Genomic DNA, 16,958 nt, shown 5'->3' on the forward strand with positions numbered 1-16,958 from the left:
GCACCTCCGCGCCCATGCGCCGAGACAGACCATCACGCCCGCGGGGAGCGGCTCATCGCCGCAGCATGCGCCTTCTTTCGTCCCATGGCGAGGCATCGTGCAGGTCCTCGCGCGATTCGTCCATGGTGTTTCCGCTGTGAGGTCGGGGGCCTGCCCGATGGCGCGCGTTGCCGCGACGCCGGGAGGTGCGCCGCCCGTCGCGGGATCTGTGGCGCGAGGCCGGCCGGATGGTGGATACTGGCGCTGGCCTCCAGCCTCTTCGCCGCGATGATCCAAGCCGCCACCTACGTCTACGTCTCCAACGCCGAGAGCTGCGAGATCTCGGTGCTGCGCCTGGACCCCGCCGACGGGTCGCTGGCGCTGGTACAGGCCGTCGGCATCGAAGGCCAGGCCGGCCCGCTGGCGGTGTCGCCGGACCGACGCTTCCTCTACGTCGCGCTGCGCACCGAGCCCCACGCGGTGCAGAGCTTCGCGCTCGACGCGGCGAGCGGGCGGCTCGCGCCGCTGTCGGCGGCGCCGCTGCCCGACAGGATGTCGCACCTCATCACCGATCGCAGCGGGCGCCATCTCTTCGGCGCCTCCTACGGCGGCCACAAGACCAGCATCAGCCCGATCGGCAGCGACGGCACGGTGGGCGAGCCTGCCGCGGTGTTGCTCACCGGCCGCCATGCGCATGCCACGCTGGTGGATCCGTCGAACCGCTACGTCTTCGTCAGCGCCCTCGGCTCGGATGTGGTGGTGCAGTGGCGCTTCGACGCGGCCACTGGCCAGCTCACACCGAACGATCCGCCGGCGCTGCCTGTGCGTCCGCAGGCCGGCCCGCGCCACCTCGCGTTCGCTCCCGACGGGCGCTTCGTCTACCTGCTCAACGAGCTGGACGCGCGCGTCGACGTCCTGGCCTTCGACGCCGAGCGCGGGACGCTGGCGCCGGTGCAGAGCCTCTCCACGCTGCCCGAGGGCTTCTCCGGCAAGCCCTGGGCGGCGGACCTGCACCTCACGCCCGACGGCCGCTTCCTCTACACGTCGGAGCGCACCTCCAGCACGCTGGCCGGGTTCAGCGTCGATGCGCAGACCGGCCGTCTGAGCCTGGTCTCACACGCGGCCACGGAACAGCAGCCGCGCGGCTTCCAGATCGACCCCGGCGGCCGCTGGCTCGTCGCCGCCGGGCAGCTCTCGCATGCGGTGCGTGTGCACGCGATCGACCGCGAGAGCGGCCGGCTCACCTCCTCGACGTCGTACCCGGTGGGCCGAGGTCCGCACTGGGTGGAGATCCTGAGCTTCCCCTGATCTGAACGCCGCGCGCGCGATGACCCCGAGCTGGCGAAACTGGCGGCGCGGGTGGCGGCCGCCAGGTCCCGGAGCGCGGAGAGGGTCAAAAGATCCGGCAAAAAGGCGCGGCACACCGCTCGCACTACGTGCCCACCAGAACGCCGTGAGGTCCGACCTCGCGCTGGTCCCCGCCGTTGCGGGACAGCGCGAAGCCCGGAAGCGGCGTGCTGGCCCGAGCCGGCGCCACGCGCCGCGCTCGGATGGAGGCACCCATGTCGGTTCGTCATGCCATGTCCATGCTTCTCCCTGTCCTCGCGCTCGCCTGCTCCACCGCGCAAGGCGCCACCCCGGAGCCACCGGAGAGCCCCCCTCCGCAGCACGACGACGCAGCGGCGCCGGCCGGCTCGACGAGCGCGAAGAGCTTCGTCGACGCCGCGTCGTACTTCACCAGCTCGGAGGAGATCGACGCCTGGTACGGGCTGCTTCGCGAGCTGAACGACGACTTCGACGTCGTGTGCGGCGACACCTTCTGCGAGGGCGATTTCAGCAACTACGAGCCGCTTCGATTCCGTTGCTCCGTCGAGGAGCACGCCGGGACGATAGGCCGCTGTGTGTGGGTCCTCGCCGCGAGCAACGAGGAGATCGTGCCTTCCACGGGCGATGTCGAGGTCGACGCGAGGATCTTCCTCTGCGAGATGCCCATCGCCCCGGACACGGCCGTGACCGACCTCGTCGAGGCGCTCTCGGCGGCGGCAGGTCGGGCGATCGACGCGGAGCTCCCCGGAACGGACCGCTCGCTCTACGACGGCCTCGTCGAATGCCTCTGACGGCCCGCCGGCGCCGGCCAGCTCGGTCGTCGAGCCGCGCCGGCGCCGCCTGACGCCCAGCGCAGACCGAAGCGCGCAGACGAAACGAGCTGGTTCGCTGGGCGAGGAGGCGTGACGCTCAGGAAGGGCCCGTCGGGCGAGCGCTTCCGGCGCCGCTCTCGCCCGTCACCGGCTCGCCTTCGGCGAGCAGCCGCTTGAGCGTGGCGAGATCGACGGGCTTCACGAGGTGCTCGTTAAACCCGGCTTCACGCGCCCTCTCGCGGTCGCCCTGCTGCCCGTAGCCGGTGAGCGCGATCAGATAGACGCTCTTGTGCTGGGGTTTCTCTCGGACGCGGCGCGCGAACTCGAGGCCGTCGATCCCCGGCAGCCCGATGTCCACGATGGCCACGTGCGGGAGCACCTCGTCCATGAGCTCGATCCCCGAGATCCCGTGTGACGCCGAATGACACTCGAACCCGGCGCGCGCCAGGAGCGCGCAGAGCGCCTCGCGGCCGTCGTTGTTGTCCTCCACGACGACGATCCGCGATCTCCTGGGGAACTCCGCGAGGAGCGAGCCGCGCGTCGCCTCCTGCTCGGATGACGGCTCGGAGATCGGCAGCTGCACCTCGAACTCGCACCCTTTGCCCTCCCCGTCGCTCCGCGCGCTCACGGTGCCGCCGTGCTTTTCGACGAGGCCCCGGACGAGGGTGAGCCCCACGCCGAGCCCTCCCGCCGATCGGTCCAGGGTGCGGCTCGATTGCACGAAGAGCTCGAACACCGTGTCGAGCATCTCCTTCGGGATCCCGACGCCGTCGTCCTTCACGCGGACCACCGCGTGTCCGTCCAGGCGCTTGGCCTCCAGGGTGACATGCCCCCCTCGCGACGTGTACTTCGCGGCGTTGTTGAGCAGGTTCACGTGAACCTGCTGGAGCCGCGCAGGGTCGCCCTCGACCCAGATCGGCTCTGGATCGACCACGACCGAGAAGTCGACGCCGCGCGTGTCCATGAGGTTCCTGACCGCGTCGGCGGCGTCCTTCACCACCGAGCCGAGGTCGAGCACGCGCTTTCGAAGCTCGATCTTGTTCTGCGTGACGCGGCTCGCCTCCAGCAGATCGTCGAGCAGGCGCGCCATCTGCGCGGACTGACGCTCGAGGATCTGGACGACCTTCTCGTCGAGCCCGTACGCGCCGTCCGACGCGGAGCAGTCTTCCTTGAGCAGCGCCGTGGCGTGGACGATCGCGCCGAGAGGGTTGCGGAGCTCGTGCGACAGCATGGCGAGGAACTCGTCGCGCCTGCGCACGGCGTCCTTGATCTGCTCCTCCGATCGCTTTTGCGCGGTGACGCTCCGGAAGATGCCGATGATACCCACGATGTGGCGCGCAGCATCGATGAGCGGGAGCCGCGTGACGAGGTCCCACTCCACGACGCCATCCTGCAGCACGCGCTTCTCCAGCTTGTAATGCTGCGCCTCGCCGGTCCGCAGCACCACCTCGTCCTGCCGGTGAACGGCGAGCGCCGCCTCGTACCCGGGCAGCTCGAAGCCGGTCTTGCCCGCCGCTTCGCCTGGATCGGAGAGGCCGAGGCGCTCCGCCATGGCGTGGTTCGTGCGAATGAACCGGCCGCGCGCGTCCTTGAAGTAGATCGCGTCGGGCACGCTGCGGAGCAGGCTATTCAGGAGATAGCGCTCGTGGAAGAGCGCGTCCTCCGCCGCCTTCAGGCCGCTCACGTCGATGAGCGTGAGCACGACCCCCGCGATGGTGCCCTTGGCACGGTAGGGGAGGATGCGAAGAAAGAACGAGCGGCCATGCCGGTCGCGCAGCTCGCGCTCCACGCGCTCCCCCGTCGCGAGCACGCGCTTGAGATCCGCGGTGAGCTCCGGGTGGTCGACCGCATACGTGAACGTCTCGATCGGCCTGCCGACGTCCTGCAAGAGCAGGTTGAAGCTCTCCGCGATCTGCGGCGTGAATTTCCTGATCTTGAGCTCCCTGTCGAGGAAGATCGTGCCAATGTCCGTGCTCGACAGGAGGTTCTCCATGTCGTTTCCGAGCTCGGTGAGATCGGCGATCTTCCGCTGGTACTCCGCGTTCACCGAGTAGAGCTCCTCGTTGACGCTCTGGAGCTCCTCGTTCGTGCTCTGCAGCTCCTCGTTGGAAGCGAGGAGCTCTTCGTTCGCCGCCTGCAGCTCCTCGTTGCTCGCCTCGAGCTGCTCGGTCATCGCCTGCAAGGTCTGCTTCGTGTAACCGAGCTCCGCCTCGAGCGCGCCGAGCTGCTCGCGCGATACGTCGTCGAGGTCAATCTCCATCTCCGGCATCGCCGCCCGCCGCGGCGCCCCGTCGATCGCGTCGAAGGTGATGAGGACGTGGGGCAAGGTCCCTCGTCGGCTCTCGACGCGGCGCATCGTGATCTTGTAGATGCCGCCCTCCGCTTGCACCCCCTTGAACACGATCGCCGTGCGCTCCTTGATGACGCGCTGCAGGCCCCCCATCAGCACCATCTTGAGGTCGCAGTCCAGCATCTCGAAGGCGTCGAGCCCCTGTCTGCCATCCTTGACCTTCAGGAATCGGCTCGCGCCGCCGAACGCGTGGACGAGCTCCCCTGTGTCATTGACGAGGAGGCTCGGAGGCATGAACTCGTCGAGCAGCGCGTCGTAGGTCCCGAGCAAGTGCGACGCCGGGTGGCGCGCGACGGGCGCGGTGATGCCCGAGCGCGGGGCGCTCTGGCCCTTCGGCGACGCCGGCTGAAAGCGGGGCTCGACCTGCATCCGCCGGTCGCTGTACTTCCGGTAGATCCGCCATTGCTTGTCGACGATCTCGAAGTCGTGCGCGAGGTGCCCCGGGGTCTCGCTGGGCCCGAGGAGCACCACGCCCCCGCGTTTGAGCGCGAAGTGAAAGAGGCTCAGGACCTTCTGCTGCACCGCCGGCTGGAGGTAGATGAGCATGTTGCGGCAGCTGATGAAGTCGACGCGCGTGAACGGCGCGTCCTTGATCACGTTGTGGTGCGCGAAGACGACCGCCTGGCGGAGATCGGGGACAATCTGGTAGCTGCGTCCGCGCCGGATGAAATGCCGCTCGAGACGCTGGGGCGAGACGTTCACCACCGCCTCTTCCTCGTAGATCCCGCGCGTCGCGACCTCGAGCGATCCGTGGTGCACGTCGGTCGCGAAGATCTTGAACGGGCGGTGGCCGCCCCCGGACGTGAGCTCGTGGAGGAGGATGGCGAGCGAATAGACCTCTTCGCCCGTCGCGCAGCCGGCGACCCACACGCGGAACGGGGCGTCGCGCGGTCCCGCTCGCAGGAGCTCGGGGAGCACCGAGCGCTCGAGGATGCCGAACGCTTCCTCGTTCCGGAAGAAGCGCGTCACGCCGATGAGGAGGTCACGGTAGAGCACGTCGAGCTCGCTCGACTTGCTCTTCAAGCGCTCGACGTACTGTTCGATATCGTCCGTATGCGCGAGCTGGATCCGTCGCTCGATGCGCCGGGTGACCGTGCTCGGTTTGTAGTGCGTGAAGTCGATGCCGAACTGCTCCTCGAGCATCCTGTAGACCACGCTCATTCCCTGATCGACGCTGGCCGCGTCCCGCTCCGGCCGGCGCCCCTGGGACCTCACGTGCTCGAGGAGGACGCGCGGCATGTCCTGGGGAGGCAGGACGCAGTCGGCCACACCGGCGTCTCGCGCGGTCTTCGGCATCCCATCGAACTGCGCGCTGTCGACGTCCTGCACGACGACCAGCCCGCCGGCCTCGTGGACCGCGCGGATCCCCCGTGAGCCATCGCTCCCACCCCCGGAGAGGATCACGGCGATCGCCCGCGGGCCGCAGTCCTGCGCGAGGGATCGAAAGAACACGTCGATGGGCAGCGTGAGCTCCTGGTCGCGGTCTCGCTCGCTGAGGAGGAGGCGGTCGCCGGAGATGATCATCTCCTTCTTCGGCGGGATCAGATAGATGTGGTCGGGCTCGACCGGCATGCCGTTCTCGACGAGGTGAATGGGCAGCTCGGTGCGGCGCCCGAGGATCTCGTCCATCAGGCTCTTGAAGTCCGGCGACAGGTGCTGGACCACGACGAAGGCCATCCCGCTCTCCTTCGGGATGTTCGCGAAGAAGTGCTCGAGCGCCTCGAGCCCCCCCGCCGAAGCGCCGATTCCTACCACGTAGGGCGCCACCTCTGGCCGGACTGTGCGTGTTCTTGTCTTTGTGGCATCGCGCACCTCGCGCTCGGTCGACATGACCGACCTCGACGGCAGCAAGCGTGCCCAGGCTGTGGCCGCTGGCGAGCGCCTTCACCTGGGCCAAAATCCCCGGAATTCACGCGGAGGGCGGACGTCGGACGTGTGACAAATTGCCTCGCTGCGCGCCACATGTGGTGGTCTTGCGGCGGCGCGACGGCCTCGTCATCTCGTCACCACACCGTCTCGTCCTCTCGTCGCCTCGCTTCCCGCCGTGGGTGCGGGCGCCGGGCGGAAGGCCGCCCGGCCGCCGAAGAACACGAGCAGGCCGAGCGCTATCCACACGAGCTCCTTGGCGCGCTTGATGAGGACGAAGGCGGCGCCCACCGTGGCGGCGGCGGGCACGCCGAGCGCGGTCAGGAAGGCGACATAGCCGGCGTCCTGCACGCCGAGCCCGGCAGGCACCATGAAGGCGGCGGCGCGGAGGAGCGCGAGGACGACCTCGAACGAGAGGACCTCGGAGAGCGAGACGTCGACCCCGAGCAGCCGGAGGAAGAAGTACGTCTCCGCCCCCTCGGCGAGCCACATCCCGAGCAGCAGCAGCTCCGCCGCGGCGAGCGCAGCGCGACGCTCCCCGAGCGCGGCCGCGTGCCTGTCGGTCGCGGAGAAGGCCGCGGCCCTCGCGTCGATATAGGCCTTCACGCGCTGGCCGGGCAGGCGCTTCAGCCACGCGAAGACCCGCGACGCGACCGTGCCCGAGAGGAGCGCGCCCCCGAGCGCGAGCGCCACGGCGAGCAGGCCGAGCCCCGAGAGGACCACGAGCCACGGGAGCCACGGCCCGCCGATCAGGGGGCGCGAGGCGCGCTCCAGGTGGTTGAAGCCGAGCGCGAGGGCGATCGCCACGTACGCCGCGTTCGCGAGGACGATCAGCGCCCTGCGCGCCGCGATGCCGGCGACGCCCTGCGGTCCCGGGATCCCGCACCACCGGCGCAGCAGATAGAACGTGACCGACTCGGAGAGGGCAGCGCCGGCGGGGACGCTCATGGTGAGCGCCTCGGTCGACAGCGTGAGCGCGAGATACCGGGAGAACGGCGCGTGGCGGCCGGACGCGGGGTTGCGCGTGCGCGTGTCGAAGATGCGCCGGCTCGCTTCGGCCTGGAAGAGCCGCGCGACGAGGTTGGGGACGAGGGCGAGCGCCATCATCGGCGCTCCCACCGAGGCGATGAGCGCCGCGACGCTCGGGAGATCCGCGCCGCGCAGCGTGCTCCAGAGCGCCGCCCCCGCGACGGCGACCCCGAGCCACCTCAGCGCGACGGCGCCCGCGCCCGGGCGGGATCGCGCCCCGCGGAGAGGCTCATCGTGGGCGTCACGGGCAGCGTCAGGGGCAAGGAGAGTCATCGCACGTTCGCGCTCCGGCGCCGGCCGAGGGCCTGAGGTCGAGGGCGAGCGCTCGTATCGCGCAGGCGCGTCGCGCGCTGATGTCATGGGCGCAACGCCGCGGCGACACGCCGCGGCACGCCGCGGCACGCCGCGACAAGCGCGGCGGTGCGCCGAGCTCGTCCGCTCCGGTCGAGCGCGCCTGACGCGCCCGGGCAGCCGACGAGCGCGCGGCTTGACGCCGGGATCGGCTATCTTCCTTGTTCGTTTGAGACGCGCGGGAGGGGCGAGCGGCTCCTCGGTGGGAGGGGCGGCCGGAAGGATGGAAGGAAGAGCGAACGTGGAGACAGATCAGGAAAGCATCGAGCGGCTCCGGGTGGAGAACGCTGGATTGCGCAAGGAGATCGACAGGCTCCATGAGCAGCTGGGGCGCCGGGAGGAGCGGACGCGGCTGATCCTGCAGGCGGCCGGCGAGGGGTTCCACGTCGTCGGGATGAACGGCGAGATCCTCGACTGCAATCCATCCTTCGCCGGCATCGTGGGTTACGACCGGAGCGAGCTCCTGACGATGAACATCGGCCAGATCGACCCGCGGCCGCCGCGCGAGGTCGCCATGGTCATCGAGGAGATCAAGGCCAGGGGGTCGCTCCGCTTCCTCGCGAGGCACCGCCACAAGGACGGCCACCTGATCGACGTCGAGGTGAGCTCTCACCTCGTCCAGAGCGGTGACGAGCAGTTCTTCTCGGCCTTCTCGCGCCCCCTCACGGAGCAGCTGAAGCGCGAGCAGGCGCTGCGCGAGAGCGAGCAGAAGTTCCGGGCGATCTTCGACGAGACCTCGATGTTCATCGGCCTGCTCACCCCGCACGGGGACCTGATCGAGTGCAACCGGACGATGGCCGATTTCACCGGGGCGCGGCCGGGCGAAGCGCGCGGCGGGCCGCTCTGGCAGGCGCCGTTCTGGGTCGGCGGAGCGAGCGCAGGGGAGCGGATCAGGGAGTGCGTCCGCCGGGCGGCGGCGGGCGAGCCGTCGTCGTGCGAGGTGAAGCTCCACGGGCCCGGCGGGCGCGTGGCGACGCTCGACCTCAAGATGAAGCCGATCCTCGACACGCTGGGCCAGAGCGTCCTCCTGATCGCCGAGGGCTACGACGTGACCGAGCTCCGGCGGGCCGAGGCGGAGCGCGCGGCGCTTCAAGCGCAGATGATCGACGCGCAGGAGGCGACCATCCGGGAGCTCTCGACGCCGCTCATCCCGCTCGACGCGGGGATCCTGGTGATGCCCCTCGTCGGGCGGCTCGACCGGGTGCGCATCGAGCAGCTGCTGGAGCGCTTGCTGGAGGGGGTGGTGGCGCAGCGCGCGGCCACGGTCATCCTCGACGTCACCGGCGTGCCGGTGGTGGACGCCGAGATCGCGGACTCGCTGATCAGAGCGGCCCAGGCGGTCAAGCTGCTCGGCGCGGAGGTCATCCTCACCGGCGTCGGCCCCGAGGTGGCGCAGACGATGGTGGGTATCGGCATCGACCTCCGGGAGATCGTCACGCTGAGCTCGCTCCAGAGCGGGCTCCACCACGCGCTGGGGCGCTCGCGCCGCGGCGGGAGGAGGTCGGGCAGCCCGCGGCGCCGCGACGGGTGACGGGCTGCGGAGCTCCTGCCCGGCGGGGCGTCGCCGCCAGGAGCGCGCTCGGGTCAGCGGCGGATCGGCTCGGCGAGCCAGCGGACCAGCGCATCGGTGTCGAGATCGAGCAGGGCGTCCTCGACCTCGCCCGGCCCGATGGCCTCTGCGCGCTCGAGGATCGAGCGCTCCTCCTCGGCGGTCGGCTGGCGCCCGACTCGCCGCGCGAAGAGGCGGCCGAGGAGCTCGGCGATGGCCTTCTGCGCCCCCGCCTGCGCGGCCTCCTGCGCGCCCTCCTGTTCGGCCTCGGCGAGCATTTCTTCGATGATCGGTATGGTCCGGAGCAGCTTCTTCTCCGTCTCCCTGTCCTCCATCAGCATGACGAGCTCCTTCCGCAAGTTGTGCCCCCATGGGTCGATGGCGGCCATGACCAGGAGCGCTGTATATAGCTCGATCCGTTCCTCGACGGTCGCCGCCCGCGCGGAGATCTCCGCGACGACCTCACGCATCGCCGCGGCGGTGGCGTCCCTGGTAAGCGGGGCGAACACGAGCCAGAACACGCTGCCTCGCGCCCGGAGCTCGGCCATCGTGCGCTGGTAGACCGCGTCGACACGAAAGTGCGTGCCGCTGAACCGCCGCCCCCGCCAGGACGTACGGCGCTTCCCTGTCGCGGGCAAACGCCGCCTGCGACCCGAGAGGACCACGGCGACGCTCTCGATCGGCGGTACCGGCGCTCCGGGAGCCTCGCGCCGGAGCGCGGAGAAGAGGAAGCCGAGGTACTCGAACATCTGGTCGGGCACGTCGTCGCGCAACGCGAAGCAGAACTCGACGTGCAGCACGCGCAGCTCGGCGCCGATGCGCAGGCGCAGCGCCTTGTCGAGGCGTCGCTCGAGCTTCGTGACCTGGGTGTCGATCCAGCCGAGGACCTCGACCGACCTGTGCTCGGGGACAAAGACGCACGCCAGGTCGTCAGGAAACCGTCGGGCGATGTGGCGCAAGGTGATGTCGGCGTCTCCCATGCGGCGCGATCTCGGCAGAGCGCGTGCCATGGGCCGGAGCGCCGGAATCAGCGTCGTGTTGGCAGAGAGGAGCGCGCTTCGGGGCTGGCGCCGCCATGGCGGACGGCGGCCTCACCTGCGCCGGCGGCGGCAGGAGGGCGCCCGCGCGGCGCGCCGCTAGGCGGTGCGGCCGCGGGCCTCGCGCACCAGCGCCACCATCGCCTTCCGCACCTCGTCCGTCCTCGATACGGGCGCGTCGAACGGGAGGCGTGCCGCCTTCGGCCCCGCCGGCGTGATGATATCCAGCTCGAAGCCGTAACGATCGACCGAGGTCATCGTGGCGCCGGTGGCGTCCTTGATGCCGGCGAGGACCTTCGCGTACGCGAGGACGGCGTCGGCGTGATCGGTGTTCATGTGCTCGAGGATGCCCGCGGCGTCGGCGGCAAGCGGATCGGGCTCGGCGGCCGCGTACGCGTCGGCCTCGACCCAGGACATGCGGCCGAAGCCGCCGACGTAGCGGATCGACACCGGGTCGAGCCGGTAGAAAGAAAAGTCCGTGAAATCCACGTAGTACGACGCACGCGGGTGCGTCGCGAGGAAGCTCGTCCGGGCGGCGGCCGCCTCCGCGCCTTCGAGGGGGCGGCACGGGCCGATCAGGGTCATCCGGCCGAGCGCGAGCGGGTCGGCCAGGCCCTCGGCGGGCTCGGCGAGGAGCAGCGACGCCTCGGCGCGAACCTTGAGGTTGCCTGTGTGCTCGGCGAGCGCCGAGAGCAGCAGCAGCGGGCGCCCGTGCGCGTCCACGGTGACGGCGACGAGTGAGCCGTACGGATAACCGGCGGGATCCCGCGCGAGCGTGCACAGCGTGGCGGCGCGGGCCCGCTGCGCCAGCGTACGGCAGCGCTCGGCGTGGCTCGGCGCCTTCGCGCCCTGGAGAGGTGGATCCGCCGCCGGCTCCGGGCCGGCGCCGGGGCGGCCGTGGTCTGTGCTCGTCGACATGGAAGGGCGGGTAGCACGCCGGGAGGGCCGGAGGAACCGGGGCGCCGCGCCGCCCGGCGCTACGACGGCAGCACCCGGAGCCGCCCGCGCTGCGCCGCTGCGTCGCGGCCGGCGGCCTCGGCCGGAAGCACAGGCGCGGGCCGCGCCACGGCCTGCGGCCACACGGCGAAGTCCTCCGGGAGCGGCCCGGGGAGCGCCGGCTGCGCCGTCCGCTCCAGGAGCTGGAAGTCGCAGCGCGCGACGAGATCGAGCGGGAGCCCCTTGCCCGGCCCGCCCTTCGCGAACCACGCGCGCGCCGCCTGCACGTTGCGGATGAGCACCGCGTGCTGCGGGTCGCGCTTCGCGGCCGCCGTGAAGTGATCCTGCATCGCCTGCCAGTCGCGCCGGCCCGCCGCGACGCACGCGAGCGCGTTGAGCGCGAGCCCCGGCAGCGGATGGCCGAGCTCCAGCGCGCGCGCGGCGTGCCGCTCCGCGAGGTCGAGCTGCCCGGCGTCGAGGTAGGCGACGCCGAGCTCCAGGTGCGCCGCGTGGTGATCGCCGAGAAGCTCGAGGATCGCCAGGCGCTCCCCCACCCCCTCGCGGTAGACCTCGCGCAGCCCCTTGTTCCGCTCGAACCAGGCGCTCATCAGCGCCGTGTCCTCCTCCGAGGCGTCGAACGGCGTCTTGAGCTCCTGGAAGTCGCCGCGGAAATAGACGTCGCGCTGAAGCCAGCCGGCCGCCTCCGCGTCGTCGAAGTCGCGCGTGCCGGGGTAGATGGACAGGCACGAGAAGATGTACTGGTGCGGCCTCGCCGCCTCCAGGAACGCGAGCGTCTCCCGGAACGTCTCCGCCGTCTCGCCGCGGTTGCCCAGCATCATGTAGTAGCGGACCTGGATCCCGTACTTCTTCGCGAGCTCCGTCGACTCGATGATCTTCTTGACCGTGATCTTCTTGTCGATGTTCTTCAGGATGGACGGCGAGCCCGACTCGACGCCGAGGCTCAGGCGCTGGCAGCCGGCGAGGCGCATCTCGCGGAGCAGCTCCTCGCCGAGCACGTCGACGCGCGTGTCACAGCTCCACAGGAAAGAGATCTTCCGATCGCGGATGCCGCGGCAGATCTCGATGACGCGCTTGCGGTTCGTCGTGAAGGTGTCGTCCTTGATCTGGACCATCTTCACCGGCAGCTTCGCCACGGCGGCCTCGATGGAGTCGAGCACGTAGGGCACCGACTGGCCCCGGAAGCCGCGGCCCCAGGTCGCCTCGGCCCCGCAGAACGTGCACGCCCAGGCGCAGCCGCGCGAGGTCATCACGATGTGCGTGGCGAAGTGGTCGTGCGGCGACGCGAGCGCGTCGAGCTCCTCGATCGCGGGCCGGGGCGGGCCGAGCTCGACCCGGCCGTCGACGCGGTACGCCGTGCCGGCGACGCCGAGCGCGGGCCGGCCGGCCTCGAGGCGCTCGAGGAGCTCGAGGAACGAGTGCTCGCTCTCGCCGAGCGTCACCGTGTCGATCTCGGGGTGGTGCCGCAGCATCTCGGCCGCGAGCGGGGTCGCGTGCGGCCCGCCGACGACGATGTGCGCCCCGGGGTGGAGCCGCCGGATGCACCGGGCGGTGAGCGCCACGCCGCGCCGGTTGGCGGTCCAGCACGACAGGCCGAACACATCCGCGCCGAGCTCGCGCACGACCCGCTCGACCTGCGAGAACGGGTACGACGAGAGGTTCAGCACCTTCACCTGGTGGCCCGCGCGGAGGGCCTGCGCGCCCAGCGAGAAGAGCCCGTACGGGGTCTGGTGGAAGTCCGGGTCGAGGTCGCCCTCGCGGTACTCGGCCGGCGGGCCGTCGCCGCTCGTGTCGGGCGCCTCCCCGGGCGCGGGGATCTTCCAGGGCGGTGGGTAGAGCAGCGCGATGCGCATCGATCCTGCCTTTCCGGTGCCGTCCGTCACGCGGGCGCGGCGCCGCGCTCGCTCCGCGCGCCGCCCGGGCCGTCTGCCTCGATGCGGCGCGCGCGCGCGATCCGGGCGTAGAGCTCGGCGCTCGGCCGCGGGCTGCGCTCCTGGGTCACGCGGTCGACCTCGACCAGCCCGAAGCGCGGGGCGTACCCCTCGGCCCACTCGAAGCCGTCGAGCAGCGACCAGTGCATGTACCCGCGCACGTCGACGCCGCGCTCGATGGCCCGCGCGACCTCCGCGAGGTGCCGCACGAGGAACCGCGGGCGCTGGTCGTCGTCGGCGTCGGCGATGCCGTTCTCCGTGATGTAGATCGGGACCCGGGCGCGGGGCCACCAGGCGTCGAGCACGTAGCCGAGCCCCTCCGGGTAGATCTCCCAGCCGAGATCGCTGACCTCCGCCCCCTCGGGGACGAGCCGCCGGAGGAACCCCGCGCGCGCGTGCGCCGCCGAGAAGCGGACCAGGTCGCGGCTGTAGTAGTTCACGCCGAAGAAGTCGTGCAGGCCGCTGTCGCAGACGGCGCGCGCGAACGCGTCGTTGAACAGCCGCTCGAAGAGGGCCGCCCACATGCGGTCGGCGAGCCGCCCGAACCGCTCCGGCTCGATGACGCGCAGGTGGTGCGCGACGCCGACCGAGATGGAATGCCCGCGCCGGCCCGCGGCCTCGTGCATGGCGCGGTACATGGCGGCGTGGGCGCGGAAGAGGTTCTGGTGGGCGCGCACCGCCTCGACGGGCGAGCTCCGCGCCGGCGGCCAGACGCCGAGCAGGTGGGCCTGCAGGGCGAGCATGTTGGGCTCGTTGATGGTGACCCAGAGCTGGCACAGGTCGCCGAGCGCCTCGACGGCGCGCTCGGCGAAGCGCGAGAGGAGCGCCGGCAGATCCTGCGAGAGCAGGCCGCCCCGCTGCGCGACCCAGCGCGGCAGGGTGACGTGATGGACGGTGACCATCGGGGTGATCCCGGCGTCCCGGTGCGCGCCGAGCACGTCCCGGTAGTGGTCCCACGTGGCCGGATCGAACTCGCCCGGCTCCCGCTCGACGCGGGCCCACTCGATGGAGAGCCGGTGCGCCCCCATACAGAGCCGCGCCTGGAGCGCGACGTCCTCGCGGAAGCGGTGCAGCTGGTCGCACGCGTCGTCCGGCGTGTCGCCGCCGCGGACGCGCCCCGGCTCGCGCGCGAACGCGGCCCAGTCGCTCTGCGCGCAGTGCCCCTCGACCTGTGTGGCGGAGGCGGCAGTGCCGAACAGGAACCCGTCCGGGAAGCGCAGATCCTCACCCATGAGCGCGCATCCTACGCGAACTCGCGCCGGGCGGCTGCCTTCCGGAGCAGCCGTCCAATTGCTCCAGGGGCCGGGCGCCGGTACGCTCGGCCCGGTGTGCGCGGCGCGGTGCGTAGATGCGGGGGGCGCGCGGCGGCGAGCGCGCGCCCTCGCCGCCGCCTCGCTCGCCGCGGCGCTGCTGCACGGGGCCGCGCCGGCCGGGGCGGACGGGGTCGGCTGGGCGACGGCCCAGGCCGCCGAGATGACGCGCCAGGCCGAGGCCCGCGCCGCGGCCGGCGAGGCCGATGTGGCGCTGCAGCGGTACCTGGAGGCGGTCCGCTTCGACGCGACCTACGGCCCGGCGTACCTCGGGCTGGGCGCGCTGTACGAGCGGGCGGGCGATCCGCGCGAGGCGGAGCGCGCGTACACCGTGGGGCTGGACCACGTGAGCGGCTTCGTCGAGGGCCACCGCGCCCGGGCGGCGCTGCGGTCGCGCGAGGGGCGGCGCGAGGAGGCGATCGCCGACCTGGAAGCGGCGGCGGCGCTCCGCGGCGACGACGGCAGGCTGCTCCAGGAGCTCGCGGCCGCGTACGTGGCGGCGGGCGCGCTGCCGGCCGCGCTCGGCGTCGCGCGGCGGCTCTCGGCGCTCGCCGCGCGGAACGGCGATCGCGCCCTCGCGGCCACGGCGACGACGCAGGCGCGCGCGCTGTCGGTGCTGGTCGGCGAGGCCGATCCCGTGCGCGCCGGCGGCGCCGATCGCGGCCCGGTCCGGCGCGCGCTCGCGCGGCACGCCGCGGCGCCTGCGCGGGGGAGCGCGGCGGATCGGCGGCGCGAAGGGCGGTGATGCCACGACGCCGGCCCGGCGGCCGTATCGGGCCGCGGGCGCGACCAGCGGCGCGGCTCGCTTGACCTCCTGCCCGGTGAGCCGCCTACGGCTGAGGCCCTGTATCCAGGCCGGAGAGCCCGGATAACCGGGCTCCCCTGCGGCGGGCGGCCCCGGACGGGGCAGATTGTCACGATCGCCCCGCCGCCCGAGGAGCAGCGCGCCGCGGATGCGAGCAGCGCGCCGGGGCCGGATCTCCCGGCGATGTCCCGCTGGCACCTCGGTTGCTCCACCCTCCGCGCCGCGGTTGCACGCGCAGGCTGGCACGGGATCGGCACGGACACGCGGCGTCCAGGACCTCGGCCATCTCTGCAGAGCGCGGCGGCCTGTGCCTCTCGGCCGGCCGGCGCGCCGCCCCCGAGGGAGAAAGCGAGAACCCATGAAGGCGGTAGTGTTTCACGGCGTCGGCGACATCCGGATGGACGACGTCAAGGAGCCGAAGATCAAGGAGCCGACCGACGCGATCCTCCGGATCACGGCGAGCGCCATCTGCGGGACCGATCTCCACTTCGTCCGCGGCACGATGCCGGGGATGGTGCCGGGCACGGTCCTCGGTCACGAGGCGGTCGGCGTCGTCGAGGAGCTCGGCGCCGACGTGCGGAACCTGAAGAAGGGCGATCGCGTCGTCGTGCCCTCGACGATCGCGTGCGGCTACTGCTCGTACTGTCGCGCCGCGTACTACGCGCAGTGCGACAACGCGAACCCGAACGGCAAGCACGCGGGCACGGCGTTCTTCGGCGGCCCCGCCATGTCGGGCCCGTTCGACGGGCTGCAGGCCGAGCTCGCGCGCATCCCCTTCGCGGGCGTCGGCCTCGTCAAGCTGCCGAACGGCGTCAGCGACGACCAGGCCATCCTGCTCTCCGACATCTTCCCGACGGCGTACTTCGGCGCCGAGCTCGCCGAGATCAAGCCCGGCGACACGGTCGCGATCTTCGGCTGCGGCCCCGTCGGCCTGTTCACGATCGCGAGCGCCAAGCTCATGGGCGCGGGGCGCATCCTCGCCGTCGATCGCGTGCCCGACCGGCTCGAGATGGCGCGCGAGCAGGGCGCCGAGACCGTCGACTTCTCCGCCGAGGACCCGATCGAGGCCATCCTGCGCCTCACCGGCGGCATCGGCGTGGACCGGGCGATCGACGCCGTGGGCGTCGACGCCGAGCGCCCGCACGAAGGCCCCGCCCACAAGGAGGCGAAGCAGCAGGCCAAGGCGTTCGACCTCGAGGTCAAGCAGATCGCCCCCAACGCGCGGACCACGGGCGACGCCTTCCGCGCCGGCGACGGGCCGTCGCAGGTGCTGCAGTGGGCCGTCCGGTGCGTGGCCAAGGCGGGGACCATCGCGGTCATCGGCGTCTATCCGCAGACGTCGCGCACGTTCCCCATCGGAGAGGCCATGAACAAGAACCTCACCCTCCAGATGGGCAACTGCAATCACAGGAAGTACATCCCGAAGCTCGTGGACCTCGTGCAGACCGGCCAGGTGGATCCCACCACGATCCTCACCAAGAAAGCGCCCCTGGAGTCGGCGATCGACGCCTACAAGGCCTTCGATCGGCGAGACGCCGGGTGGGTGAAGGTCGAGCTCCGCCCGTCGCGGGCGGGGGCGCCTGCCCACCTGGACCGCGCCGTCGCATAGCGCTGCGCCGCCTGCTCGAGGCGACGCAGCGCCCACCCCCCTGAAAGCGG

General features: G+C 71.8%; 11 protein-coding genes. 5 read left to right on the forward strand and 6 right to left on the reverse strand.

Annotated features, from left to right (window positions below):
- Positions 1-267 precede the first annotated feature (267 nt).
- Positions 268-1,287: a lactonase family protein gene (locus WME82_RS22935; protein ID WP_438044541.1), complete on the forward strand. Its 1,020-nt coding sequence runs from the start codon at positions 268-270 to the stop codon at positions 1,285-1,287.
- A 254-nt stretch (positions 1,288-1,541) separates the two neighbouring features.
- Positions 1,542-2,096, forward strand: a complete 555-nt coding sequence (locus tag WME82_RS22940; RefSeq protein ID WP_438044542.1) for a hypothetical protein — start codon at positions 1,542-1,544, stop codon at positions 2,094-2,096.
- A 118-nt stretch (positions 2,097-2,214) separates the two neighbouring features.
- Here the strand turns inward: WME82_RS22940 and WME82_RS22945 are convergent, their stop codons facing one another.
- A complete protein-coding gene (locus tag WME82_RS22945; protein ID WP_438044543.1) occupies positions 2,215-6,222 on the reverse strand; it encodes a chemotaxis protein CheB in 4,008 nt (1,335 codons plus the stop codon).
- 240 nt (positions 6,223-6,462) lie between these two features.
- Positions 6,463-7,635 (reverse strand): lysylphosphatidylglycerol synthase domain-containing protein, encoded by a 1,173-nt coding sequence (locus WME82_RS22950; protein ID WP_438044544.1) that lies wholly within the window; start codon positions 7,633-7,635, stop codon positions 6,463-6,465.
- 319 nt (positions 7,636-7,954) lie between these two features.
- Between WME82_RS22950 and WME82_RS22955 the strand changes: the two genes are divergently transcribed.
- Complete coding sequence (locus WME82_RS22955) at positions 7,955-9,244, forward strand: PAS domain S-box protein (RefSeq protein WP_438044545.1); 1,290 nt, start codon at positions 7,955-7,957, stop codon at positions 9,242-9,244.
- Between the two features lie 53 nt (positions 9,245-9,297).
- Here the strand turns inward: WME82_RS22955 and WME82_RS22960 are convergent, their stop codons facing one another.
- From WME82_RS22960 to WME82_RS22975, 4 genes are all read right to left on the reverse strand, one after another.
- Complete coding sequence (locus WME82_RS22960; RefSeq protein ID WP_438044546.1) at positions 9,298-10,242, reverse strand: hypothetical protein; 945 nt, start codon at positions 10,240-10,242, stop codon at positions 9,298-9,300.
- Between the two features lie 156 nt (positions 10,243-10,398).
- Positions 10,399-11,217: a HugZ family protein gene (locus tag WME82_RS22965; RefSeq protein WP_438044547.1), complete on the reverse strand. Its 819-nt coding sequence runs from the start codon at positions 11,215-11,217 to the stop codon at positions 10,399-10,401.
- Between the two features lie 59 nt (positions 11,218-11,276).
- Positions 11,277-13,106, reverse strand: coding sequence for a radical SAM protein (locus tag WME82_RS22970; RefSeq protein WP_438044548.1), 1,830 nt, complete (start codon positions 13,104-13,106; stop codon positions 11,277-11,279).
- Between the two features lie 26 nt (positions 13,107-13,132).
- The gene (locus WME82_RS22975) at positions 13,133-14,416 is read right to left on the reverse strand and encodes a glycoside hydrolase family 1 protein (protein ID WP_438044549.1); all 1,284 of its coding nucleotides are present in this window, start codon (positions 14,414-14,416) and stop codon (positions 13,133-13,135) included.
- Positions 14,417-14,474: 58 nt separating this feature from the next.
- Here WME82_RS22975 and WME82_RS22980 point away from each other — a divergent pair, with 58 nt between their 5' ends.
- Both WME82_RS22980 and WME82_RS22985 read left to right on the forward strand, forming a co-directional pair.
- Complete coding sequence (locus WME82_RS22980) at positions 14,475-15,239, forward strand: tetratricopeptide repeat protein (protein ID WP_438044550.1); 765 nt, start codon at positions 14,475-14,477, stop codon at positions 15,237-15,239.
- A 418-nt stretch (positions 15,240-15,657) separates the two neighbouring features.
- On the forward strand, positions 15,658-16,908 hold the full coding sequence (locus tag WME82_RS22985) for a zinc-dependent alcohol dehydrogenase (RefSeq protein WP_437554912.1): 1,251 nt from the start codon (positions 15,658-15,660) through the stop codon (positions 16,906-16,908).
- Positions 16,909-16,958: the final 50 nt, after the last annotated feature.

It is taken from the genome of Sorangium sp. So ce128, from assembly GCF_051525245.1.
Classification (GTDB): Bacteria; Myxococcota_A; Polyangia; order Polyangiales; family Polyangiaceae; genus Sorangium; species Sorangium cellulosum_B.